A 22,933-nucleotide genomic window follows, 5' to 3' on the forward strand; every position below is an offset into this window, starting at 1 on the left:
ACCAAGAATTTTAAGGAGGGATGATACCTTGGCTATTCCATATATTGAAATTAATAATGTTTTGCAAAAATGGGCAGCTAATGATCCTCCTATAGAAGGTTTTACTGTTGAAAATGTATTAGCGAGTGTTAATCTATCAATCTCTAAATATGAAGAAGTAATGAACTTTTTAATGAGAAAACAAGGATATGAATTAATTCCGTTAAAAATGCTTTTATGTCCTAAAAATCATAAAGGTCCTGTTTTTCCATTAGATGAACCGATTGATGATGAGGAAATTTTCGAGTGTTTTTGTGGTGAAGATTATTACTATGAACCTGAAAGAGTACTTTTAGTGTTTAATTTTACAGATGATTTTAAGAAAGAGGCATTAAAAAAAAAGTTCATTTTCAAAGAAGTAGTATTGACACTAGTGTAGTACATTCACCTAAATTAATGCATGAAATTGAAGCGTTTAAAGATCAAGGAAAAGGGGTATTTGTATACATGGATAACAGAAGTATCAATTTAGGAAGTATTTCAGGTAACAATACGGTAACCTTAAATACTGGTGATCATGTGAAGCAAGAAGTAAAGGTGGCGCAGGGAGAAACCAGTGATGTGTTTCAACAATTAATTGAAGAGATTCAAAAAATACAAGATCCAGAAGAAAAACAAGATACAGTAGAAAATGTTCAAAAATTACAGGAATCAGTTGCAAAAGGAAATAAATCAAGGGCACAAAAAATTTTCGGGTGGCTTCCTGAAATAATTCAGACAAGTAAAGCTGCACTTGAAGTTTATGCACAAATTGAAAAATTATCTCAATAAAGGAGCTGGCTCTAATGAGTCGGCTTTTTTACGTTATAATATTTAAAATTTGTTTTTAGATTATGCTTTTAATATAGGATTAATCATTTTACTTAATAAACGGAATACCCTAAATGTTGACCCAGCAACATTCATCGTATCATCCCCTTAAATTAAGTGGATTATATCAATTAATAATGTGTATGAGAAGTAATTCTTAGAAAATAAAAATAGAAGAAATATAAAAAAGTGCTAACAAGTTTGCAAACGAACTTGCTAACACTTATACAGAATAGACATAAATTATCGCTGATATGTCTTCTTTCAAAATAGCTTAAATCAGTTAAACCACACTTATACGAACTGCTCATAAAAACATTCTTAATATCAAGAATATAATCATCCAGATATTCCTTTACTTTTAAGACGAAAACGAGGCATGATATTGATTTCTACCTCAGAGTTTGCGTCAAATAATAAAAAAATACGGTTTGTAAAACTAAAAATACAACAAGCTACAACCGGCATGAAATGGATTAAGATATTTAGAAATTTAAAAGATGATTTTCAAATAGGGGGAGAGGTGGATTTAGACCATATTCTCCAATATCCGAAAGATTATATTGTAGGAGAAAATAAAAGGGTGTTATTTCCATACAATGAGAGAATTTATAAAGTTCAAGGTACTAAAATAGAACCGGGTATAACAGTAAAGGAAAGAGAGTATTTATTTAAAGAATTTCAGCGTAAATTCTCTTATTTCACAATACTTCCAGAATGTAAAAAGGTAGCAACAAATAACAAAAATGAATTATTTCCTTTATTTGCACCAAAAGGATTAGAGACATTAACATTAGAAGTTTGGTCTGAAAATATAGCGCTGGAAATAGAACAAGCATTACTTGATAGCGAAATTGTTTTGACTAAAGTTGGTGAAAATTCGTATGTATTGAATACAGATTTTCCAGTGTTATTAAAGATTGTGAGATACAATATTGAAAAGGTGTTACAAAATCCATATAAAATGCAATATTGCCAAAAATATAAAACAAATCTTGTAGATGATGTTAAGAAAGCTGTCTATACTACCGCGGGTAAGCGCAGTGATGCGACATTAGCATTAATCGCGATGAAGAATTGTGATGGACGCGAAAAAATTGATCCAAAACAAATCATTAGAGAGGGATTTGCACGAACAAACCGTATTTCAACATTTATTAATTTATTTATAGGACAAAATGTATCTCGTAAAACAATTGTAAATAGTATTTTTAGTCTATTAGAACAAAAAGGATTTTTGAGGCGTAGTTGGAATAAGATAAATTTACCTTGTACATATGTTAGTTTATCAATTGAACGAATATCGAAATTCGATTTCTTACCTATTTTTTCAAAAATAAAAGGAAAAGAAATTTTATATAAATTATATGGGAATACAGAATGGCAAACGATTGATTACGTATTATTAAATATAAATAAACATAATGCATTTTTACCACAACCATCAAAGAGAAATGATATGGGAGCTCTTTTTAAACAATATGTTTCCGAAACATTAATGGAAATTGTACAATATGCAAAAGAACAAAATGAACAAGTTTATTTCATTGTAGATGCAAATTTGAGAAGGTATTGGATAAAAGAGTTACAAAATAAAGAAATTAATACAGATATTTTACCTGATATTGTTCCAGAGGTGTTAAAGGTTCCAAATTTAAATATTATTAGAATAAATACAGGTTTTGATGTACCAAGTTACGGTGTAATAGAATGTGATGATGCTCTAGATAGCATTGGCTTATATGCAGATCAAAAAGGGATGTATTATAGCACTGGTGAATATTCACTTAATTGTAGTGGGATTTTTCAGCGATATATACTTGAAATTCTACCATTAGGTGTAAAACCTGTAGAAAGGGATTATATCGCTAAAATGATACATTACATGTGCTGTAATTCTAGTATGCTTTCGAAAAAGAATGTACACATTACATATTCCATGCATATGGAAAAAGTAATAAAGAGTTATATTACTGACATAGATGCAAGAGAGTTTAAAGAATTTGATGATGAATTGGATGTAGATGTAGTAAAAGTAGAAAAGAAAGATTCAATTATTCTACTTTAAATACTAGTAAACAAATCCTGCTCGTTATATCGATCAGGATTTGTCATTTTTTTATGTAAATAAGGATATCCTTTGTCAAGTATCTTTTCGTTTACATATTTACTTTATGTGCAGACAGGATTAATATGTTTTTTAGAAATACAAAAACTATTTCATATGGAAAAACGATTTTTATTAATTGAAAAAATTTGAAAGGAATGGGGAATTGTGAAGAAATTAGATGTGCTCTTAATGCTACTGAGCGGCCTCTTTCCAATTGCAGGACTTACAAAGCAAATCCCTCTAGAACAATCTATATATATTGGAGGGCTTTTATTTTTTACTAGTTTCGGTAGTTATTTTGCTAAAAAGATGTATTCACGTATATGCAGTTGGATAGCGTATGCGCCATTTATAACACTACTGTTAGTTATTTGGCATCAAGATGTTGCAACAAGCTCAATCATAGCAAATGCGAAAATTGCTGCATGTGTCGCGTTAATTCCATGTTTATTCCGTTTTCGTACATATGGACTTACTTTGGGCTTATTCTCATTATGGGCCGCTTTACTATGGGATATAAAAGAAGTACAGTCGTTAGTCATACTTGAACGCATAATGAGTTTAATGACAAGCCATTATGTATATATATTACTATTAATTGGAGGACTTGTAATAGGAGGATTACTTGCGATGTTCATTCACCGCAAAGAGAAAGATAATAATAAAGAAAATATAAATCTACTTGGACCAAAAAAGAAACGCAAAAGATTATCAATTAAGATTCGACTTCCAAGATTGCCGAAATTAAAGATGAAACTATTTAAGTTTGGTGGGAAAGAATCTAAAAGTAAAATGCCAGAAAAGATCCATGAGTATAAGTACGAAGAACCAGTTGCAACATATGAAATGACAGAGCAAATAGATCCATACAAAGAAAATGCAGTTCAAGGTCAAACAAGGATGGAACGCCGAAGAAATAGGTATAATGCATAATGAGGTTTAATAACCCCGTAATGACTTATCTTAATATTGATAAATCATTACGGTTTTTTTATGTAATGAAATGAAGGTTGCTAATGTGGGGGGAACAGCATATTTTATAGGTGGGAACCAAAATGAAATAAGGGGAGGATAAAATGCTTATCATTACATATATATCTGCTTGTATATTATTCTTAGTTAGTTTTTTACATGTATATTGGGCTTTCGGAGGTAATTGGGGGACAAATAGTGTTATTCCAACTAAAGCAGGGGAAAAGGCGTTTACACCTCGTGCCGGAATGACATTGGTCATTGCATTATTATTAAGTATGGCAGCAATAATTTTGTTGCAACAAGCAAATATTGTTCATTTTGCAGTTCCTAATGTTATTATTCAAGTCGGTTCCTGGATTTGTATGATCGTCTTTTCTATTAGAGTAATTGGTGAATTTAACTATTTTGGTATCTTTAAACGACAAAAAGATACGCACTTTGCAAGAATGGATACCGGTTTATATATTCCACTTTGTGTATTGTTATCTTTATCTTTCTTATTAGCAATAATTTTGTGAGTAAATAATAGTAGTTTCTTTTCTCAAAATATATGTAAACTTGAGAAATCTAAGAGTAAATAAAAAGGATGTAAGCGCCTTCTTGTCGAAATGTAAATTATTATGAAAGGCGGTGACACTATGAAGTATGTAAAAGTTAGTATGAATGGTGGAAGTGAACACAAATTCTCAATGACTTTAGATCGGTTTGAAGAACTTATTACTACAGAGAATGGGATATTAGAAAATAAATTAGTATGTATTGAAAATGTAATGATTAATCCTACTAATATATCTTCTGTAGTTGAAAAAATTGGTGTACCGGCTAAGTTTATGGAAGCTTAAAATCGTTAGATAAAAAACATCCATTGAGGATGTTTTTTTAATTTATAATTATGAAATTGTGCAGTGAAATTTTGAGTAGATTTTTTAGCAATGACTATGCATATATTAAGTACCTGAACATGGTGCTTAATACATGCACGAAATAATAAGTACAAGCATATATTATGTAGTAGGACAAGATCTTCGTGTCCTACTTAATACTCAGAAAAAACCTCTAATCACATAAGAGCAGCCAATTGCAGGGTGCTCTTATTTTTTATGAAAATCTACTATGAGCCTTATTTTATAGTAGGATGCAATAATAAAGGGCTATTTTGAAATAGTGTTTTTTAGCCTTTAATTTTAAATTTATCTTTAACGTTAATAAATATTAAAAATAATATGATAGCAGAAATTAAGTTAGATAAGTAGAAATTTTGATGAAACAGTAGTTCAAAGATGACATCGAAAGTAACGAATAAGGCAATAGCAGGTAGTATGCAAATAAATATAAATCTCCAATTTTTTAAGTAATGTTTATAATTTGTAAGTACTTTATCCATAAATATAGCTCCTATATTTTTGTTTTTATATAATTATACATTTAGATACAAGGATTTTCAAAGTAAAAATATTTAGCAATTCAAAAATATAAGGAGAGCTTTTGTTGAAAATCCAGATTGCTGTAGTAATCTGGATTTGACTTTAAAGAACTATACTAAAATGATACACTATAATCTACGTTATTTTTGAAATGAATAGAGGGATTTGTGTGATAGATAAAATTAAAAATGCTGTAGAGGATATGTACGAAGATGAGGCTAAAGATTTACTTCAAAGTATTCTCATACAGTTAAACTTATTAGAAGAAAACTATAGTGAAGATACAATTAAAAATTTGATGGATATTCCGAAACAATTAACAAGTAATCCTACTTATAAAAGGAATGTAAAAGAAAGTACGCACGTACATATTGCTTTTGATGATTCAACGGCTGGTTGCTTGAAATATATGTTAAGTCAAGAAGAATTATTTGAAGAGAGTGTTGTTGCTTTTTCGGAATTCTTTTCAATTGGACCGATATATAAGTTGCATACGAATAAGGGGCAACTAGCAAGACAGAAGTGGTTAATAAATAACTTAACTGCATATGATAGTTATTTTGAAGAAGAATATTTATTAAGATTTATAGCAACTATAGAAGAACTACATACTATTCCTGTTGAAACGCCTATTACAATTTGGAGGGCTGATAATGCACATGAACATGTAGGTCTAAGTTTTGTAATAGCACAATTAAAGGATAAGAAAAACATTCGAATAATTAATACGTCTGAAGCAAGCAGAGAAATATTAAAACAAGAGTATGATATTCGTGGAACGGGAGAATTACCACCTGAAAGTTTAGCTCTATTCCAAAAAAGTTTTATAAAGTTACCTTATTTAACTGAAGAGAAGCGCATGAAGTTTGAACATGAGTGGAATAGATTATCGGAAAGCATAGAATGTTTAAGAGTGTGGAAAGAAAATGAAGTGCATTCTGTACAGGAAGATTATTTTGATCAATTTATAATTGAATGCGCGAAAAGTGTGGGTGCTGATCGAGAGTTCCTCAAAGCTCCTAGAGTAATTGGTGAAGCACTTGGTCTTGTTGAACAATTGGTTGGAGATACTTTCTTAGAATATCGCTTGAAACAATTAATTAAACAAGAAGTATTTGAATTTGAAGGTTCGTTAGATGAAATGCGTTTTTATAGTGTGAAGTTAAGGAGATGATAAAAATATTCTATTTTTGAAAAACTCGTATTTTTAATAATAGGAGCTTTTTAAGTTGAATTTGGGCTATACATAAGCTTCCCAGAGAGGGCATATCACATATGAATGATAAAGGTAATGAATGAAAAGAAGGTGATTTGTTAATATGTATAACCAACAAAATTATCCATATGATCAAGCGATGTATTATAATCCACATGACTACGGGTATGAACCTACAAATGAAGTGAGAGATATTGAACAAGAAGATTACAGACCAGATGATGCGGAGGATGCTCCAACGTCACCACCACCGTCACAAGCGCCATCGTTACCGTCTACATTTGCTTCTCCAGCACAACCAGGCAATATGAAATCATGGATGTGTAACTGTTTAGGAAGATGGGGCTATTTACGTTTACATCGTCCTGGACCTTTTGGAAGGGATTTATGGTTCTTTCCGACTGAAGTGAGAAGAAACGGAGTATCAGGTTACACTTGGCAAGGTGGTCGTCGTCGTAAAGTAAGTTATCGCTATCAACAAATTAGTAATTTTATGTGCTTCGCATAAAGAGAGGTGGGAGAGTAAAACGATTGTACTCTCTCACTTTTTTATTTTTCAATATACGAAGTAAGATTTTGATTAAAAATTTACAATTTTCACGTTTTTATTAGAGTATAATGCATATGTTGGTTGGTTTTCAAAAACAAATGAGAGTGAGGGAATACAATGTCAATGAAAAACAAAGTTGGGTTAAGCATAGAGGATGGCATTAATTTAGCTTCAGCACAGTTTAAAGAAGATGCGTATGAAATTTATAAAGAATCGCGAAAAAAACAACCTATATTATTTGTAAACCAAGTTGAAATCGGTAAAGAATGGCTCATTACTAGATATGAAGATGCTCTGCCACTTTTAAAAGATAATCGTTTAAAAAAAGATTGGACAAATGTGTTTTCTCAAGATATAAAGAACATGTATCTTTCCGTTGATAATAGTGACCACTTAACAACACATATGCTAAATTCAGATCCACCTAACCACAGTCGTTTACGATCTTTAGTTCAAAAAGCTTTTACACCGAAGATGATTGCACAATTAGACGGAAGAATTCAGAGAATAGCAGATGATTTGATAAGTGATATAGAGCGAAAAGGTATATTAAATCTTGTGGATGATTATTCATTTCCATTACCAATTATTGTAATAAGCGAGATGCTCGGTATTCCAAAAGAAGATCAAGCGAAATTTAGGATTTGGTCTCATGCTGTTATTGCATCACCAGAAACACCTGAAGAAATAAAAGAGACTGAAAAACAACTATCTGAATTTATTACATATCTTCAATATTTAGTTGATATTAAAAGAAAAGAGCCAAAAGAAGACTTGGTGAGTGCTTTAATACTTGCAGAGAGTGAAGGGCATAAACTTAGCGCTCGGGAACTATATTCAATGATAATGCTATTAATTGTCGCAGGACATGAGACGACAGTGAATTTAATTACAAATACGGTATTAGCACTTCTTGAAAATCCAAATCAATTACAGTTATTAAAAGATAATCCAAAACTAATTGATTCGGCTATTGAGGAAGGATTGCGTTATTATTCTCCAGTTGAGGTTACAACTGCAAGATGGGCAGCGGAACCTTTTCAAATTCACGACCGAACAATCGAAAAAGGAGATATGGTTGTCATTGCCTTAGCTTCTGCAAACCGTGATGAAACTGTATTTGAAAACCCAGAAGTATTCGATATTACTCGGGAAAATAATCGTCATATTGCCTTTGGTCATGGTAGCCATTTCTGTTTAGGCGCTCCACTTGCGAGGTTAGAAGCAAAGATTGCTATTACTACTTTGTTTAATCGAATGCCTGAACTACAAATAAAAGGGAATCGTGAAGAAATTAAATGGCAAGGTAACTATTTAATGCGTTCTTTAGAGGAATTGCCTTTAACTTTCTAGAATAGTTAAAAGGAGACATGCATACATCGAAAATGATTTACATAGAGTATGTATGTGTTATTTAAATTCGAAACGGAAGGGTGAAGACATCCCAATGATCAACTAATTCTATTTGTAAGAGATCTTCGTTAAAAAACGAAATATTCTTCTGAATAGGGTTAGTCTGTACATTTATAGAAAAGGGATGTATTTCGCTCTGCGAATATATTGTCTTTTTATATGATTTGTGCTGCCTCCTGTTCAGAACATGAAATAGGAGGCTTTTTTATGTCGACAAATGTAGTAACGAAACAAAACAATGGGGTATCACAAGTATTAAAAAATCGGTTTGTTCAAGGGATTTTAGCATCAGCATTATTTTTACAAATAGGAATATGGGTTCGAAACTTTGCGGTATTACTATATGTAATGGAAATGACAAAAGGTGATGCTTTTGCTATTTCTATGATTTCAGTTGCTGAATTCGCTCCAATTTTTATTTTTTCATTTATTGGCGGTACCTTTGCTGATAGGTGGAAGCCAAAGAAGACAATGATATGGTGTGAAACGTTAAGTTCCATTTCAGTATTCGCTGTATTAATTACGCTTATGTTTGGAACGTGGAAAATTGTGTTTTTTGTGACACTCATCTCTGCAATCCTTTCACAGTTTTCACAACCATCTGGAATGAAGTTGTTTAAACAACATTTATCAACGGAACAAATTCAATTAGCGATGTCTATATATCAAACGATATTTGCAATATTTATGGTATTAGGACCAATTCTAGGGACATTTATCTTTCATAGTTTTGGAATTTATATTTCAATCATCATAACAGGTATCTCGTTTTTACTTGCGGCAGTTGTATTGTTATTTCTTCCGAAAGATCTTGAAAACGACGTAGAAAAGAAAGATATCACTCTGCTGCAGGAGATGAAGGATGGTATTAAGTATGTCAAAAAGAAAAAAACATTAACTTTGCTAGGGCTTTGTTTTATGGCTGCAGGACTAGGTATAGGATTAATTCAGCCATTAGGTATATTTATTGTGACTGAGCAGTTAGGATTATCAAAAGAGAGTTTACAGTGGCTACTAACAGTAAATGGTGCGGGAATGATTGTTGGCGGAGCATTAGCAATGGTATTTGCGAAAAATGTTGCTCCGCAAAAGATGTTAATTATCGGTATGCTTGGTCAAGCAATTGGTATTGGCATTATAGGATATTCTACAAATTTATGGGTGACACTTACGGCGCAGCTTTTTAGTGGTTTAGCTCTTCCTTGTATCCAAATTGGTATTAATACGCTTATTATTCAAAATAGCGATACCGATTTTATAGGTCGTGTAAATGGTATTTTAAGTCCGCTTTTTACCGGTTCAATGGTAGTAACGATGAGTATAGCTGGTTCATTAAAAGAGATGTTTTCATTAAGTATGATGTATGAAGGGACGGCTTTACTTTTTATAATTGGATTATTGTTTATTTTACCTATATACAATTTAAAGCCAGTAATAGCGGTAGAAAGTGAAATAAGTGGTAAAGGAAGTGCCGTACAAAATGAATCCTAATCCAAATGTTAAATACCCTATTGAAGGAAATCAAAACGTTCAATTTATAAAAAATATAATAACAAAACCTAATATACTTGTTGGTGACTATTCTTATTTTGATGCAAAAGATGGAGAAACATTTGAAAATCGAGTATTACATCATTATGAATTTCTTGGAGATCGCCTTATTATTGGAAAGTTTTGTTGTATTGCATCTGGAGTTAACTTTATTATGAACGGAGCCAATCATCGGATGGATGGATTTTCGGCATATCCATTTAATATATTTGGAAATGGGTGGGAGAAGTATACACCTAGTTTGTCTGATTTATCTTATAAAGGTGATACAGTTATAGGAAATGACGTTTGGATTGGTATGGATACAACAATTATGCCCGGAATAAAAATAGGGGATGGTGCAATCATTGCAGCTAAATCTGTTGTGACTAGAGACGTCGCACCATATACAATTGTTGGTGGAAACCCTGCAAATAAAATAAAAGAGAGATTTTCAAATGAAATAATTCAAGAATTATTGCAAATTCAATGGTGGCATTTTGATATTGAAAAAATAACTGGAAATATTGATGCTATTGTATGTGGAGATATTGAACCATTAAGAAAGCTAAAAAGGGAATAAAAAATGGATGACAAATAGTATCATACCTCCGAATTTTGTTAATGATAATAGAACAAGGAGGTGTGATACTATGGCACAAGACGTTTTATGTGAAGTAAATAACTGTAAATTTTGGGCGAACGGTAATAAATGTAGTGCAGAGGCAATTTACGTAGTAAGTCATAAAGGTAAACATGCATCTACAACGGAAGAAACAGATTGCAAAACTTTCGATCCAGAAGTGTAAATGTTTGAAGGGTAGCCAAATCGTGGTTGCCCTTTTATTAATTATAGTATTGATAATAAATATCATTTTCATTCATTGTTTTTAACTTTTCTTGTTATTTTTTCATATTTTTTTCATAAGTGATGTAATCCAACTCAATTCATGTTCAATTCGTGATTTACTAAATTCAATGACTTCAGTAATAAAAGATGAGGTAACATCTAGAGACTGAATAGCAGTAAGCTGATTATATAGTACGTTTTGACGTACAGTCAAAATCTCTTTTCTATCCTCATAGTCAAGTTTTTCAAATAGCGCAATACGAACAAGAAATTCTGTATTGTTTGTCGCAAGTTTTTCGGGAAACTCTCGTAACATTTCAGAAAAAATTTCTTCTCCTGTTTCTGTTATATCGTACATATTTCGGTTTGGTTTTCCGACTTGTTTATGTATTTTTTTCGTTATAGCACCCATATTTTCAAAGCGCCGAAGAGCAGGATAAAGCATGTTGTGATTTAATTCGAAATTTTCACCTAAACGATTTTGAACATTTTTTTTAATTTCATATCCATGTTTTGGTCCTGTCGTTAATTCTGCTAGTAGTAAAATGTCAACGTACATAAAAATCCCCCTTATATATTTCTCAAGTTCTCTAATGAAAAATCTCCTTTGGTATATGTTAAAATAACATATGATAGTTTATACAACTTTGGACTGCCGACCTATCACTTTTATTGTAAAAGAAAAGGGAGGAAAGAACTATGGCTTCACCTGAAAATGTTATTTTAGTTCATGAAATTTCAAAGCTGAAAACAAAAGAAGAATTATGGAATCCATATGAATGGTATCGTTTGATGAGGGATAATCACCCAGTTCATTATGATGAAGAGCAGGATGTATGGAATGTTTTTTTATATGATGATGTAAATCGTGTTTTATCAGATTATCGCTTATTTTCAAGTAGAAGGGAGCGCAGACAATTCTCAATCCCTCCTTTAGAAACTAGAATAAATATAAACTCTACAGATCCACCAGAACATCGCAATGTACGTTCCATTGTTTCTAAGGCATTTACTCCAAGAAGTTTAGAACAGTGGAAACCTCGAATACAGGCTATCGCAGATGAACTTGTACAACATATCGAAAAATGTAGTGAAGTTAATATCGTTGAACAGTTTGCTGCACCTTTACCTGTTACCGTTATTTCCGATTTATTAGGAGTCCCAACAACAGATCGTAAAAAAATTAAAGAATGGTCTGATATTTTATTTATGCCGTATAGTAAAGAAAAGTTTAATGATCTGGATGCCGAGAAAGGGATAGCATTAAATGAATTCAAAGCATACCTTCTACCGATTGTTCAGGAAAAGAGATATCATTTAACCGATGATATCATATCTGATTTAATTCGAGCTGAATATGAAGACGAAAGATTAACCGATGAGGAAATTGTAACCTTTTCATTAGGTTTACTAGCGGCTGGGAATGAAACCACTACAAATTTAATTATTAATAGCTTTTATTGCTTTTTAGTAGATTCACCTGGAATTTATGAAGAGTTAAGAAAAGAACCTAACTTAATTTCAAAAGCGATTGAGGAAGTATTACGCTATCGCTTTCCTGTTACATTGGCCCGGAGGATTACAGAGGATACAAATATATTTGGTCCTTTAATGAAAAAGGATCAGATGATTGTTGCGTGGGTTAGTGCAGCGAATTTAGACGAGAAAAAATTTTCACAAGCCTCTCAATTTAATGTACATCGAACAGGAAATGAAAAGCATTTAACCTTTGGGAAAGGTCCTCACTTTTGCTTAGGAGCACCACTTGCACGTTTAGAGGCTGAGATTGCATTAACTACCTTTATAAATACTTTTGAAAAAATAGAACTATCTCCATCTTTCTGTTTAGAAAAATGTATATTGGAAAATGAACAAACATTAAAATACTTACCTATTCGATTGAAAGCTAAATAAAAATCTTAACAAGGTGCATACATTTGCATCTTGTTTTTTGTTTCTCAATTGTGAGTTTTCCGAAATTACCTTAATATGGAATTGTATAAAACGTAGAGGAGGATTCTTATGTTGACTTGTAATGGAAGTAAATCATTTCAAAAGTTTATTAAAGGTGTTACAGATCTTATGGAAAACGGTTTATTTGAAGAAGAAATAGTGTGTGGCATTGAAAAGTTACTAGAAGAACTTTTAGAAAAGAAAACATGGCTTCCGTTAGATAAACAGAAGGCCAATTTGACTCAATATGCACGACATTTATTGTATGAAGATCCGCTCAAACGTTTTGAAGTACTAGCTCTCGTATGGAAAGATGGACAATCTACACCTTTACATGATCATGACGGCACATGGGGAGTAGAAGGCGTTTTTTCAGGAAGGATAATGGTGCAGAACTTTATACAAACGAAACAACTTGGAAATTCACTTGTTTATTTAACACATACAGGAAATCTTTATTTGGGAGAAGGAGAAACTGATAAAGTAATTCCACCAGCAGATTGTCATATTCTTGAAATTAGCACAAATGAAAGCGTTATTACGATTCATGTCTATGGAAAACGGTTAGAAAAGTTTAAAGTATATATCCCAACTGAAGAAAAAAATGTGTACATGTATGAGACAAAATACATTAGTTATAATTCATAGTTTAAAATCCAAAGCTTTTTAAAAAGAAAAGCTTTGGATTTTATTTTTAATTATTTCTTGACCTGAAACGCTTTTCATAAATTATAAATAAGAAGTACCACACGAGGATTGTATGAAAACGATACCTAATAATTAATTAGAACTCGTGTATTTATAGAAAGTGGTGAAGAAATAATGAAATTAATCGCAATTGATTTAGATGGAACTCTTCTTTCAGGGAATAAAATGATAAGTAAAGAAAATGCAGAAGCAATTCGAACATGTCAAGAAGCTGGCCATGTTGTAGCAATTTGTACAGGACGTTCTATTGTTGACATTGAGCGATTATTGTTAGAAGTTAATTTAGAGTGTCCAATCATTGCAGAAAATGGGGCTCTTATATATAAGGATAAAAAAATGATGAAGAGATATCCAATTCAAAATATGCAGGCACTTGAAATTGTAGCATATCTTGAAGAGAATGGTTTATATTATCAGCTTTATACTGATAAAGGTGTGTATGTACCGGATTATGGAGTAGAGAGTGTACGTAATGAAATTGAGTATGTGAAGAATTCAAAAGAAAATTTCGACTTGAAAGAGTTAGAAACAATCGCAGCATTATATCTTGAGCATACAGCGTTTCATAGTGCGGAAAGTTGTAAACCAATTGTAGAAACAGATATACATGTGCATAAACTATTACCATTTTCTTATGATATTGAGAAATTAAAAAAACTAAAAGAAACATTTCTTCATAATACAGATTTAGCAATTACATCTTCATATTGGCACAATTTAGAGATTAATCATCGAGATGCTCAAAAAGGGAATGGATTATATACTTTAGCAGAACATCTTAATATTCCGGTTGAAAACACTGTAGCGATAGGTGATGGACTAAACGATGTTTCTATGATGGAAAAAGCGAATATATCAATTGCAATGGGAAATGCAGTTGAAGAAATAAAAGCAATGTGTAAATACGAAACGTTATCAAATGAAGAACATGGTGTGGCACATGCTTTATATAAATATGTAATGTAATTAAAAAAAGAAAAAAGAATCCAAATGGATTCTTTTTTCTTTTTTATTAGGGGTAAGGTATTCTATGAGATTCATAGAAGCCTTATTACATTTTATTATATAGAATATATTGGAATAAATGTTTATATTTTTCATGGGAAATGTGAATATTTTATGAACTTTATACTTATTGCATGTTTATAACGCTATTAGTAACGTGTATGAATCTCGAGTAAAAATTCAGTGAATGTAAGGAGGAATTCAAGTTATCTAGATAATAAGTGAGGAATCAACGAAATATATACTAATTAAAGGTATATTCAGTATATATATTCTTTTCTTGTTTTAATTGAAAAATAAAATTTGTTCGAATAATTATTCTACAGCTATATACCTACACTAGCTTTCTTCGTATAATGGAGAAGTATGAATTTTAGATTTGTATTAATTTTACATATTGAGGTGAAAAAGGAATGAATTCGCGGCTAATGGAACTTATTGATGTGAGTACAATAGAAACCATGGCAGAACAATTTTATAAATTAACTAACATATCACATCAACTTCTTGATGCTGAAAAAGAGTGTGTTTTTTCATTCGGAATGAATGAGATAAAAAAGAGTAAACTTCCAAAGATTGAAATCCCCATTTTCTTATACAATCAACATTTAGGATCTTTTGTTGTATGGTCCAAAAAAAGTGAAATTTTCAGTTGTCAAAAATACTTTGAAATGCTCTCAAGTTTAATTTTAGATAGTGCAATAAAAGTATTTCAAAGTAAAAATACAACGTTGCTTTCTCAGAAAGAGGAGGAACTACATACGATTTTACAAAACATGCCTGTTATGGTCGATGCGCTTGATTATAATGGAGATTTTGTTTTGTGGAATCGAGAATGCGAAATTGTAACAGGTTATACCGCTGAAGAAATAATTGGAAATCCCAATGCACTGCAATTATTGTATCCTGATCATAATTATCGCCATCAAATACAAAAGAAATTTTTAACTTGTGGAAAAAATTTCAGAGATTGGGAAATGCACTTAACATGTAAAAATGGTGAAATCAAAACAATAATGTGGTCGAATATATCAGAACAGTTTCCTGTAACAGGATATAGTTATTGGGCTGTTGGTGTAGATATTACACATTTAAAAGCGATAGAAGAGCAGTTAAAACAACAAACATCTGAACTGGAATTAATTTTTAAAGCTTTACCAGATTTATGTTTCTTAACAGAAGATGATGGCACAATTATAGATTACAAGGCAGGATCTCCTACAAAGTTTTACGTACCCGCAGAAGCTTTTATGGGAAAAAAGTTTTACGAAGTATTACCAACGTCAGTAGCACAGCAGTTTCAGGAAGCCATTAATCAAGTTAAGGAAAAAGGAACGAATGTAATTGTAGAATATCCACTCACACTTAATGGAAGTATTGATTTCTTTGAGGCTAGGTGCTTACCATTATTACATGATAAAATTATGATTATTGTACGCGACATTACAGAGCGAAAAAAGACAGAAGAATTGCTAAATAAATCAGATACGCTTGCAGCAATTGGTCAATTAGCAGCTGGCGTGGCTCATGAAGTAAGAAATCCTTTAACTGTAATTAAAGGTTTTATACAGTTATTTCAAATTAATAAAGAAGATCAAGAAAAATATTTTGATCTTATGCTCTCTGAAATTGAAAGGATAGAAGCGATCCTGCAAGAATTTCTGGCAATTGCTAAAACAGATGAGATAAATACAGAAAAGAAAAATATTTATCAAATTTTTAAAAATGTCGTATCGTTGATGAACACAAAAGCAATTATGACAAATATTCAAGTTGAACTATTTACGGATGACAAAGATATAATTATTGAATGCTCAGAAAATCAATTGAAACAAGTATTTATTAATATTTTGCAAAATTCAATCGAAGCTATGCCAAATGGTGGGGGAATTTCAATTCACATAAAAGAAATAAATGATGATGGTGTCATCATTCATGTAATAGATGAAGGAATAGGAATACCTGAAGAAAGAATTAAGAGATTAGGTGAACCTTTTTATAGTACGAAAGAAAAAGGGACTGGTATTGGATTAATGTTAAGTTATAAAATTATTGAAAGTCATCAAGGGACAATTAGTATCATGAGCGAGGTTGGTGTCGGGACAACAGTAGCTATTTACTTACCGAAAGTATTAAGTAAACAATCTCTTTCTAATTGTGACGACAAATGTATAGCAATACGCACTAGTAGTAATTCTTAAATCAATTAATACCCAATAACAAAGCGATTAGTGAAAACTAAGCTTTTTGTTATTGGGTATTTTTTATATTTAATTTAGTAAACTTTACCTTTTCTTTACCTTTGTTTTAATTTCTATTAAGTTTTAAACATTATATTAATATTTGTACAAAGCAATGTATAGAAATTGTACATTACTTTTAATATAGAAATGTGATTATTATTTGAAATATTGTAAGGAGGAGATTATGACAAGGTGAAAAAGCAAGAGAAGAAAAGTGGTAGAGTAGTACCTCTCCGGTTAAATATTTTATTCCTTTGTGTATTTTTATTATTTTCTGGCATTATTATTCAGTTAGGGAAAGTGCAAATTTTTGATGGAGAAACATATAAAAATGAAGTAGAGAAGAGAGAAAATGCAACCGTGGGCCTTTCTGTACCACGTGGGAAAATATTTGATCGTGAAGGAAATCCAGTAGTTGATAATAAGTCTTTACGTACGATTACATATACAAAGTTGAAAGGTGTAAAACAAGAAGAAATATTAAAATCAGCAAGACAACTTGCAGATATTATTGAAATGCCGCAAGAAGATATAGATAAGTTAACTGAGACTGATAAGAAAGACTTTTGGATGCAATTAAATCCAGAACTTGCTCAAGACTTAGTATCAAAAAAAGAAATAGATAAGTTCCGAGATAAGGATATTACCGGAAAAGAGCTAGACAAAAAAATAGAAGATTTAAAAAGGAAACGCGTTACAGATAAAAATCTTCAAGAACTAACGGCTAAAGATATAGAAGTGTTAGCTATTAAAAGTAAAATGACCTCAGGTTTTCAAATGGCACCTCAAATTATTAAAAAGGACGTTAGTGAACAGGAATATGCGGTGATTAGTGAAAATTTAGCGAACCTTCCAGGAGTAGACGCATCAGTTGATTGGGAGAGAATCTATGTAAATGATGGATTATTCCGTTCTGTCCTTGGTAACGTTTCAAATGCTGATGAAGGATTGCCACGTGAACGATTAGATTATTATTTAGTGCGTGATTATAGCCGAAATGATAGGGTCGGCAAAAGTTATATCGAACAGCAATACGAAGATGTACTTCATGGTACAAAAAAAGAAGTAAGAAGCATTGCTGATAAACAAGGAAATACTATTAGAACGGAAACGGTTTCGGAAGGGAAAAGCGGTAAAAATTTAACTTTAACAATAGATATGGAATTGCAAAAAAAAGTAGAGGAGAGCATAGAAAAAATATTAAAACAATATAAAGGATCAGAATCAATGTTAGACCGTGCTTTCGTAGTAATGATGAATCCGAAAAATGGCCAAGTATTATCGATGGCTGGGAAAAGGCTTGCAGAAAAAGACGGGAAAATGGAAGTTGAAGATTATGCTTTAGGCACGCTGACAAGTTCATATGAGCTTGGATCAACGGTTAAAGGTGCGACAGTGTTAACAGGGTTTGAAACAAATGCAATAACTCCTGGAACACATTTTTATGATGCACCTATGAAATTTAAAGGAACTAAGGAAAAGAAGTCTTGGAAAAATTTTGGTGATATAGACGATCTAAGAGCGTTACAAGTTTCTTCAAACGTTTATATGTTTAATATAGCATTAAAAATTGCTGGCGTGGGTTATGTGAAAAATAGTTCACTAGATATTAAACAAGAATATTTTGATAAAATGAGGTATTATTTCAGGCAATTTGGACTAGGCGTACAAACTGGTATTGATTTACCAAATGAAACCGCAGGGCAAATTGGAAGAAAAGATAATCAGCCTGGTTTCTTATTAGATTATTCTATTGGACAATATGATACGTATACACCACTTCAGCTTGCACAATATATTTCGACTATCGCAAATGGAGGGTATCGAATGAAACCACAAATTGTTCAAGAGATTAGAGAACAAACCGTTCAAAAAGATGAGGTTGGTAAAGTAGTACAATCAATAGAACCCGTTGTTTTAAATAGAATCGATATGAAACAAGAATATATTAATCAAGTAAAAGAAGGATTTAGAAAAGTATTTCAAGAGGGAGATGGAACGGGAGTAAGAGCATTCCAAAAAGCACCATATAAACCAGCTGGTAAAACAGGGACCGCACAAACTGTATATGGTGGAGAAAATGAAATTGGGCGAAATGCGAAAGGTGATCGTAGAGAATGTTATAACTTAACATTGGCTGGATATGCGCCATATGATGATCCAGAAGTAGCATTTTCTGTTGTAGTACCATGGGTTGAAAATGATAAATCGGGAATTAACTCCGATATTGGAAAAGAAGTTTTAGATGCTTATTTTGATTTGAAAAATAAGCGATTAACTGGTGAAGCGCCAAAAACAGATGCCTCTAAAGAGAATTAAAATGTACGAAACGTCTCTAGTATTTCTGTAAACTAGAGGCGTTTTTATCTGGGAATAGATTGGAAATGAGGTATATATGAAGCTGTTTATTCTAAAATATTGGCGGAACATATGTAGCTACATATTCATTATAATAGGGGTTATTTTTATTAATAAATCCTTTTTATTTTGTATGGTAGAAGGAATTTCTATGCAACCTACTTTGAATGAAAAAGATTATATACTTGTTAATAAGGTAAACGTCTGTTTATCGTCTTTTCATCATGGAGATGTTGTCATTATAAAAAAAGAAGACGAGCCTACTTACTATGTGAAACGAATTATTGGATTATCGGGGGATAACATACAACTAAAAGAGGATGAGGTATTTATTAACAGTAAAAAGCGTGAGGAGTCGTATATACATTTAGATATGTCGCAAGTATCCAATCGTTTTTCAAATTTTAGAGAAATAAAAGTTCCTACGCATAAATTATTTGTGTTAGGTGATAATCGTAATCATAGTAAAGATAGTAGGAATACACTTGGACTTATTGATGAATCAAATATAATAGGTAAAGTAGAAATGGTATTTTATCCATTTGATCATATAAAATGGATAAAATAATTCTATTAACGATTCACATTTTATAAAATAAATCATATATTGATAGCATAGGACAAGCAGAAACGCTTGTTCTAACCTCACAGAACACTCCTTATCACGGTTAGGCATCTACATAGGTAGATGCTTTTTTTATGTTGATGACTGAAAATTATTTATCAATATAATGTAGCAAGCATATTAGGACTATTAGGGGAAGATTACTTGTACAAATAACAGTATGCTTAATTAAAACAGTGAAATGTAAGGAGTGAGGAATAAGTGCTAAATATTTTAGTAGTTAATTTTCCAGCAGAGGGGCATGTAAACCCTACATTAAATTTAGTAAAAGCCTTTACTGAACGAGGGGATAACGTACATTATATTACAACGGCAAACTTTAAGGATAGAATTGAAGATTTAGGAGCTACTGTACATACTCATCCGGATCTATTAAAAGAGATTTCTATTGATGCTGAAACCTCATCTGGGTTAAATGCTTTCTTTCATGTGCATGTTCAAACTTCTTTATATATATTAGAAATTACGAAACAATTATATGAAAGTATAAATTTTGATTTCGTAATTTATGATATATTTGGCGCAGGAGAGTTAGTAAAGGAATATTTACAAGTTCCAGGTGTAGTGTCCTCACCTATATTTTTAATTCCGCCAGAATTTTTGAAGACATTACCTTTTCATCCAAATGCAGATATGCCATTTCAACCAGAGGAAATCTCTGAAAAATTACTAAATCAGATGGAACATAAATTTGGAGTAAAACCAAAGAATAATCTTCAATTTATGAATAATAAGGGTGATGTTTGTCTCGTATACACAAGTCGTTATTTCCAACCTAATAGCGAATCGTTCGGGGAAAATAACATTTTTATGGGACCGAGTATTTCAAAGCGTAAAATAAATATAAAGTTTCCACTGGAATCACTTAAAGAAAAGAAAGTTATTTATATTTCAATGGGAACACTGCTTGAAGGACTCGAACCATTCTTTAATACTTGTATTGATACTTTTTCAGATTTTGATGGGATAGTTGTAATGGCAATTGGTGATAGAAATGATATTTCTAAAATTAAGGAAGCACCAGATAATTTTATAATTGCTCCATACGTACCTCAATCAGAAATATTAAATGAAGCAGATGTTTTTATTACACATGGCGGTATGAATAGTGTACACGATGCCATTCATTATAATGTCCCATTTGTAATAATACCGCATGATAAAGATCAGCCAATGATAGCGCAAAGATTAACTGAGCTTGAAGCGGCACATAGACTATTGAAAGAACATGTTAATGTACACACTTTAAAAGAGGCCGTAACAGATGTACTTTCAAATGAAAAGTATAAATATGGTATAAGAAAACTTAATGATAGCTTTTTAGAATGTGGTGGTTCAAAAGAAGCGATTGCAGTTATTGAATCTCTTTTAAATAAAGTAAAACTTTAATTGGTGGGGCTTTACTGCCTGCAAATAGCGGGATAATTAGTCGTAACTGTATACAAGCATAGAGGTTCTCACCTTTATGCTTGTGTATTCTTATCCAGCAAATTGTACAGCAGTATTTGCATGTAAAAAAGCAGTATCAAAAACGGGAACAGTAAGATCATTTTGGGAGATGAGTAAAGGTATTTCAGTGCAGCCTAATAATATACCTTCAGCGCCGTTTTGAATTAATGATTTTGTAATTTGTAATAACCTTTTTTTAGATGTTTCTGAAATGATCCCTCTACTTAATTCATCTAATATGACATGGTGGATAAAAGTTCTTTCCTCGTCATTTGGGATAATTGTCTCAATGTTATATTTCGCTAATCGTGATTTATAGAAATCTTGCTCCATCGTTTGTTTTGTTCCTAATAGTCCGATACGTTTTATATTCTGTTCTACCATTTCTTTAGCACTTACATCACCAATGTGAAGAAGCGGGATAGATATTGCTTGTTCTACCTCCTCGGCAAATAGATGTACAGTATTTGAACACATTAATAAACATTCAGCCCCAGATTTTTCAACTTTCTTTGCAACTGTAACTAGTTCATTTTTCACTTCTTCATATTGATGGTTTTGTAATAAAGTAGTTACTTCACCAAAGTCCATACTATATAAAATTAGCTTCGCATTTTGATCGTATTGAGAGAGTGTAAGTGTATTAATATGTTTATAGTATAATGATGTAGATTCCCAACTTAATCCTCCAATCAAACCAATAACTTTCATAATGCATTCCTCCCGAAACGATTTTGAATTCATTATTTCATAATTCCGATAAGAATACAATGATTTAAATGTGCTATTTAATAAAAAATAAAAATAGTAAGAAAAGTGTTGAAATTTACATTCTTTAGTGCCATAATACGAATTACAAATTAATACTTATCCAGAGAGGTGGAGGGAACGGCCCTAAGAAACCTCAGCAACCCCTATGCAATTTTATAGGAAGGTGCTAATTCCGCAGAGGACACGATGTGTTTTTTGAAAGATAAGAGGATTCTTGAAAGTGAAAGAAAGTGACCTCTTATGTAAGAGGTCATTTTTTTGTTGTATAGAAAGGGAGTGTCGATGCATAATTCATTTTTAAATTAAATATAGAGTAATAAAAGTTGACTAATATGAGAGGGGAATTGTCATGAATAAATTATCAACAAAGTTAGTAGTAGCAATCGGTATTGGAGCAGCATTATACGGGATATTAGGACTTTGGGGATTTTCTATTGCACCGAATACATTTATTAAACCAGCATTAGCTATATTAACTGTTTTTGGAGCATTATTTGGTCCAGTGGCAGGACTGTTAATCGGACTTATCGGTCATACCGTAACAGATACGATTGCTGGATGGGGTATTTGGTGGGGATGGGTTATTAGTTCAGGAATTATTGGTTTTTCAATGGGGCTTATTCAAAAAAGAGTTGGTTTTAGTGTGAAAAACGGGTCGTTTAACAAGGGGGATATTTCTTATTTAGCAATTACTGGGCTAGTTGGTATTGTCATTGCTATTATATTTGCTGGGGCATTCGATATTATTGTGATGGGAGAACCATTTGACAAAATTGTTATACAAGTATTAGGAGCAACAATTTCCGATGTCATCGTTTTCTTAGTACTTGGATTGCCACTTACAATTGGTTTGGCGAAATCCAATAAGAAACATACACATTTAAAAATTGAAAAGTAGGGATGT

At 31.8% G+C, this 22,933-nt stretch carries 23 protein-coding genes and 1 riboswitch; of the genes, 20 read left to right on the forward strand and 3 right to left on the reverse strand.

Features of this window, described 5'->3' with window-relative positions:
- Positions 1-28: 28 nt before the first annotated feature.
- The 6 genes from V7S45_RS12800 to V7S45_RS12825 all read left to right on the forward strand — a co-directional run bounded on the left by V7S45_RS12800 (position 29) and on the right by V7S45_RS12825 (position 4,776).
- A complete protein-coding gene (locus V7S45_RS12800; RefSeq protein ID WP_098229218.1) occupies positions 29-418 on the forward strand; it encodes a hypothetical protein in 390 nt (129 codons plus the stop codon).
- Between the two features lie 68 nt (positions 419-486).
- Positions 487-810 carry a hypothetical protein gene (locus tag V7S45_RS12805; protein WP_342761882.1) on the forward strand — a complete coding sequence of 108 codons (324 nt, stop codon included), beginning with the start codon at positions 487-489 and terminating at the stop codon, positions 808-810.
- A 424-nt stretch (positions 811-1,234) separates the two neighbouring features.
- On the forward strand, positions 1,235-2,917 hold the full coding sequence (locus tag V7S45_RS12810; RefSeq protein ID WP_342761883.1) for an RNaseH domain-containing protein: 1,683 nt from the start codon (positions 1,235-1,237) through the stop codon (positions 2,915-2,917).
- A 207-nt stretch (positions 2,918-3,124) separates the two neighbouring features.
- Complete coding sequence (locus V7S45_RS12815; protein ID WP_342761884.1) at positions 3,125-3,892, forward strand: DUF3959 family protein; 768 nt, start codon at positions 3,125-3,127, stop codon at positions 3,890-3,892.
- A 143-nt stretch (positions 3,893-4,035) separates the two neighbouring features.
- Positions 4,036-4,452, forward strand: coding sequence for a DUF3995 domain-containing protein (locus tag V7S45_RS12820; RefSeq protein WP_000905569.1), 417 nt, complete (start codon positions 4,036-4,038; stop codon positions 4,450-4,452).
- A gap of 120 nt (positions 4,453-4,572) precedes the next feature.
- Entirely contained in the window at positions 4,573-4,776 is a 204-nt protein-coding gene (locus V7S45_RS12825; RefSeq protein WP_000878369.1) for a hypothetical protein, read from the forward strand.
- A 329-nt stretch (positions 4,777-5,105) separates the two neighbouring features.
- Here V7S45_RS12825 and V7S45_RS12830 read toward each other — a convergent pair whose 3' ends face one another.
- Positions 5,106-5,318 (reverse strand): hypothetical protein, encoded by a 213-nt coding sequence (locus V7S45_RS12830; RefSeq protein WP_000362067.1) that lies wholly within the window; start codon positions 5,316-5,318, stop codon positions 5,106-5,108.
- A 209-nt stretch (positions 5,319-5,527) separates the two neighbouring features.
- Between V7S45_RS12830 and V7S45_RS12835 the strand changes: the two genes are divergently transcribed.
- The 6 genes from V7S45_RS12835 (at position 5,528) to V7S45_RS12860 (ending at position 10,876) form a co-directional block, all read left to right on the forward strand.
- Positions 5,528-6,532, forward strand: coding sequence for a DUF1835 domain-containing protein (locus V7S45_RS12835; RefSeq protein ID WP_088344668.1), 1,005 nt, complete (start codon positions 5,528-5,530; stop codon positions 6,530-6,532).
- Positions 6,533-6,677: 145 nt separating this feature from the next.
- A complete protein-coding gene (locus tag V7S45_RS12840; protein ID WP_000282680.1) occupies positions 6,678-7,082 on the forward strand; it encodes a hypothetical protein in 405 nt (134 codons plus the stop codon).
- Positions 7,083-7,241: 159 nt separating this feature from the next.
- A complete protein-coding gene (locus V7S45_RS12845; RefSeq protein WP_088344669.1) occupies positions 7,242-8,477 on the forward strand; it encodes a cytochrome P450 in 1,236 nt (411 codons plus the stop codon).
- 267 nt (positions 8,478-8,744) lie between these two features.
- Complete coding sequence (locus V7S45_RS12850; RefSeq protein ID WP_000106401.1) at positions 8,745-10,028, forward strand: MFS transporter; 1,284 nt, start codon at positions 8,745-8,747, stop codon at positions 10,026-10,028.
- Positions 10,018-10,650, forward strand: coding sequence for a Vat family streptogramin A O-acetyltransferase (locus V7S45_RS12855; RefSeq protein ID WP_088344670.1), 633 nt, complete (start codon positions 10,018-10,020; stop codon positions 10,648-10,650). The genes V7S45_RS12850 and V7S45_RS12855 overlap by 11 nt, the downstream gene beginning before the upstream one ends.
- 70 nt (positions 10,651-10,720) lie before the next feature.
- A complete protein-coding gene (locus V7S45_RS12860; protein WP_000046095.1) occupies positions 10,721-10,876 on the forward strand; it encodes a DUF1540 domain-containing protein in 156 nt (51 codons plus the stop codon).
- A 102-nt stretch (positions 10,877-10,978) separates the two neighbouring features.
- Here V7S45_RS12860 and V7S45_RS12865 read toward each other — a convergent pair whose 3' ends face one another.
- The gene (locus V7S45_RS12865) at positions 10,979-11,476 is read right to left on the reverse strand and encodes a PadR family transcriptional regulator (protein WP_000289127.1); all 498 of its coding nucleotides are present in this window, start codon (positions 11,474-11,476) and stop codon (positions 10,979-10,981) included.
- A 140-nt stretch (positions 11,477-11,616) separates the two neighbouring features.
- Between V7S45_RS12865 and V7S45_RS12870 the strand changes: the two genes are divergently transcribed.
- The 7 genes from V7S45_RS12870 to V7S45_RS12900 all read left to right on the forward strand — a co-directional run bounded on the left by V7S45_RS12870 (position 11,617) and on the right by V7S45_RS12900 (position 21,198).
- Positions 11,617-12,831, forward strand: a complete 1,215-nt coding sequence (locus tag V7S45_RS12870) for a cytochrome P450 (RefSeq protein ID WP_342761885.1) — start codon at positions 11,617-11,619, stop codon at positions 12,829-12,831.
- Between the two features lie 108 nt (positions 12,832-12,939).
- Positions 12,940-13,518 (forward strand): cysteine dioxygenase family protein, encoded by a 579-nt coding sequence (locus V7S45_RS12875; protein ID WP_000954438.1) that lies wholly within the window; start codon positions 12,940-12,942, stop codon positions 13,516-13,518.
- Between the two features lie 174 nt (positions 13,519-13,692).
- Positions 13,693-14,544 (forward strand): Cof-type HAD-IIB family hydrolase, encoded by an 852-nt coding sequence (locus tag V7S45_RS12880; protein ID WP_173600687.1) that lies wholly within the window; start codon positions 13,693-13,695, stop codon positions 14,542-14,544.
- Between the two features lie 452 nt (positions 14,545-14,996).
- Complete coding sequence (locus V7S45_RS12885; protein ID WP_342761886.1) at positions 14,997-16,784, forward strand: ATP-binding protein; 1,788 nt, start codon at positions 14,997-14,999, stop codon at positions 16,782-16,784.
- A 234-nt stretch (positions 16,785-17,018) separates the two neighbouring features.
- Positions 17,019-19,145 (forward strand): penicillin-binding protein 2, encoded by a 2,127-nt coding sequence (locus V7S45_RS12890; protein ID WP_342761887.1) that lies wholly within the window; start codon positions 17,019-17,021, stop codon positions 19,143-19,145.
- Positions 19,146-19,221: 76 nt separating this feature from the next.
- A complete protein-coding gene (lepB, locus tag V7S45_RS12895; RefSeq protein ID WP_342761888.1) occupies positions 19,222-19,752 on the forward strand; it encodes a signal peptidase I in 531 nt (176 codons plus the stop codon).
- Between the two features lie 258 nt (positions 19,753-20,010).
- Positions 20,011-21,198, forward strand: coding sequence for a macrolide family glycosyltransferase (locus tag V7S45_RS12900; protein WP_322372855.1), 1,188 nt, complete (start codon positions 20,011-20,013; stop codon positions 21,196-21,198).
- A 90-nt stretch (positions 21,199-21,288) separates the two neighbouring features.
- Here the strand turns inward: V7S45_RS12900 and V7S45_RS12905 are convergent, their stop codons facing one another.
- Positions 21,289-21,969, reverse strand: coding sequence for an aspartate/glutamate racemase family protein (locus V7S45_RS12905; protein ID WP_000864372.1), 681 nt, complete (start codon positions 21,967-21,969; stop codon positions 21,289-21,291).
- A gap of 153 nt (positions 21,970-22,122) precedes the next feature.
- A riboswitch (SAM riboswitch) is annotated at positions 22,123-22,238 on the forward strand.
- A gap of 140 nt (positions 22,239-22,378) precedes the next feature.
- On the opposite strand from V7S45_RS12905, the gene V7S45_RS12910 reads away from it, so the two are divergent.
- Entirely contained in the window at positions 22,379-22,927 is a 549-nt protein-coding gene (locus V7S45_RS12910; protein ID WP_001038210.1) for an ECF-type riboflavin transporter substrate-binding protein, read from the forward strand.
- Positions 22,928-22,933 lie beyond the last annotated feature (6 nt).

It is taken from the genome of Bacillus sp. BR3(2024), from assembly GCF_039134555.1.
Taxonomy (GTDB): domain Bacteria; phylum Bacillota; class Bacilli; order Bacillales; family Bacillaceae_G; genus Bacillus_A; species Bacillus_A cereus.

Bases quoted from the DNA above. Each gene is read 5' to 3' on its own strand.
- V7S45_RS12805 (WP_342761882.1), top strand. From the start codon at position 487: ATGGATAACAGAAGTATCAATTTAGGAAGTATTTCAGGTAACAATACG.
- V7S45_RS12820 (WP_000905569.1), top strand. From the start codon at position 4,036: ATGCTTATCATTACATATATATCTGCTTGTATATTATTCTTAGTTAGT.
- V7S45_RS12825 (WP_000878369.1), top strand. From the start codon at position 4,573: ATGAAGTATGTAAAAGTTAGTATGAATGGTGGAAGTGAACACAAATTC.
- V7S45_RS12830 (WP_000362067.1), bottom strand. From the start codon at position 5,318: ATGGATAAAGTACTTACAAATTATAAACATTACTTAAAAAATTGGAGA.
- V7S45_RS12840 (WP_000282680.1), top strand. From the start codon at position 6,678: ATGTATAACCAACAAAATTATCCATATGATCAAGCGATGTATTATAAT.
- V7S45_RS12845 (WP_088344669.1), top strand. From the start codon at position 7,242: ATGTCAATGAAAAACAAAGTTGGGTTAAGCATAGAGGATGGCATTAAT.
- V7S45_RS12850 (WP_000106401.1), top strand. From the start codon at position 8,745: ATGTCGACAAATGTAGTAACGAAACAAAACAATGGGGTATCACAAGTA.
- V7S45_RS12855 (WP_088344670.1), top strand. From the start codon at position 10,018: ATGAATCCTAATCCAAATGTTAAATACCCTATTGAAGGAAATCAAAAC.
- V7S45_RS12860 (WP_000046095.1), top strand. From the start codon at position 10,721: ATGGCACAAGACGTTTTATGTGAAGTAAATAACTGTAAATTTTGGGCG.
- V7S45_RS12865 (WP_000289127.1), bottom strand. From the start codon at position 11,476: ATGTACGTTGACATTTTACTACTAGCAGAATTAACGACAGGACCAAAA.
- V7S45_RS12870 (WP_342761885.1), top strand. From the start codon at position 11,617: ATGGCTTCACCTGAAAATGTTATTTTAGTTCATGAAATTTCAAAGCTG.
- V7S45_RS12875 (WP_000954438.1), top strand. From the start codon at position 12,940: ATGTTGACTTGTAATGGAAGTAAATCATTTCAAAAGTTTATTAAAGGT.
- V7S45_RS12880 (WP_173600687.1), top strand. From the start codon at position 13,693: ATGAAATTAATCGCAATTGATTTAGATGGAACTCTTCTTTCAGGGAAT.
- V7S45_RS12885 (WP_342761886.1), top strand. From the start codon at position 14,997: ATGAATTCGCGGCTAATGGAACTTATTGATGTGAGTACAATAGAAACC.
- lepB (WP_342761888.1), top strand. From the start codon at position 19,222: ATGAAGCTGTTTATTCTAAAATATTGGCGGAACATATGTAGCTACATA.
- V7S45_RS12905 (WP_000864372.1), bottom strand. From the start codon at position 21,969: ATGAAAGTTATTGGTTTGATTGGAGGATTAAGTTGGGAATCTACATCA.
- V7S45_RS12910 (WP_001038210.1), top strand. From the start codon at position 22,379: ATGAATAAATTATCAACAAAGTTAGTAGTAGCAATCGGTATTGGAGCA.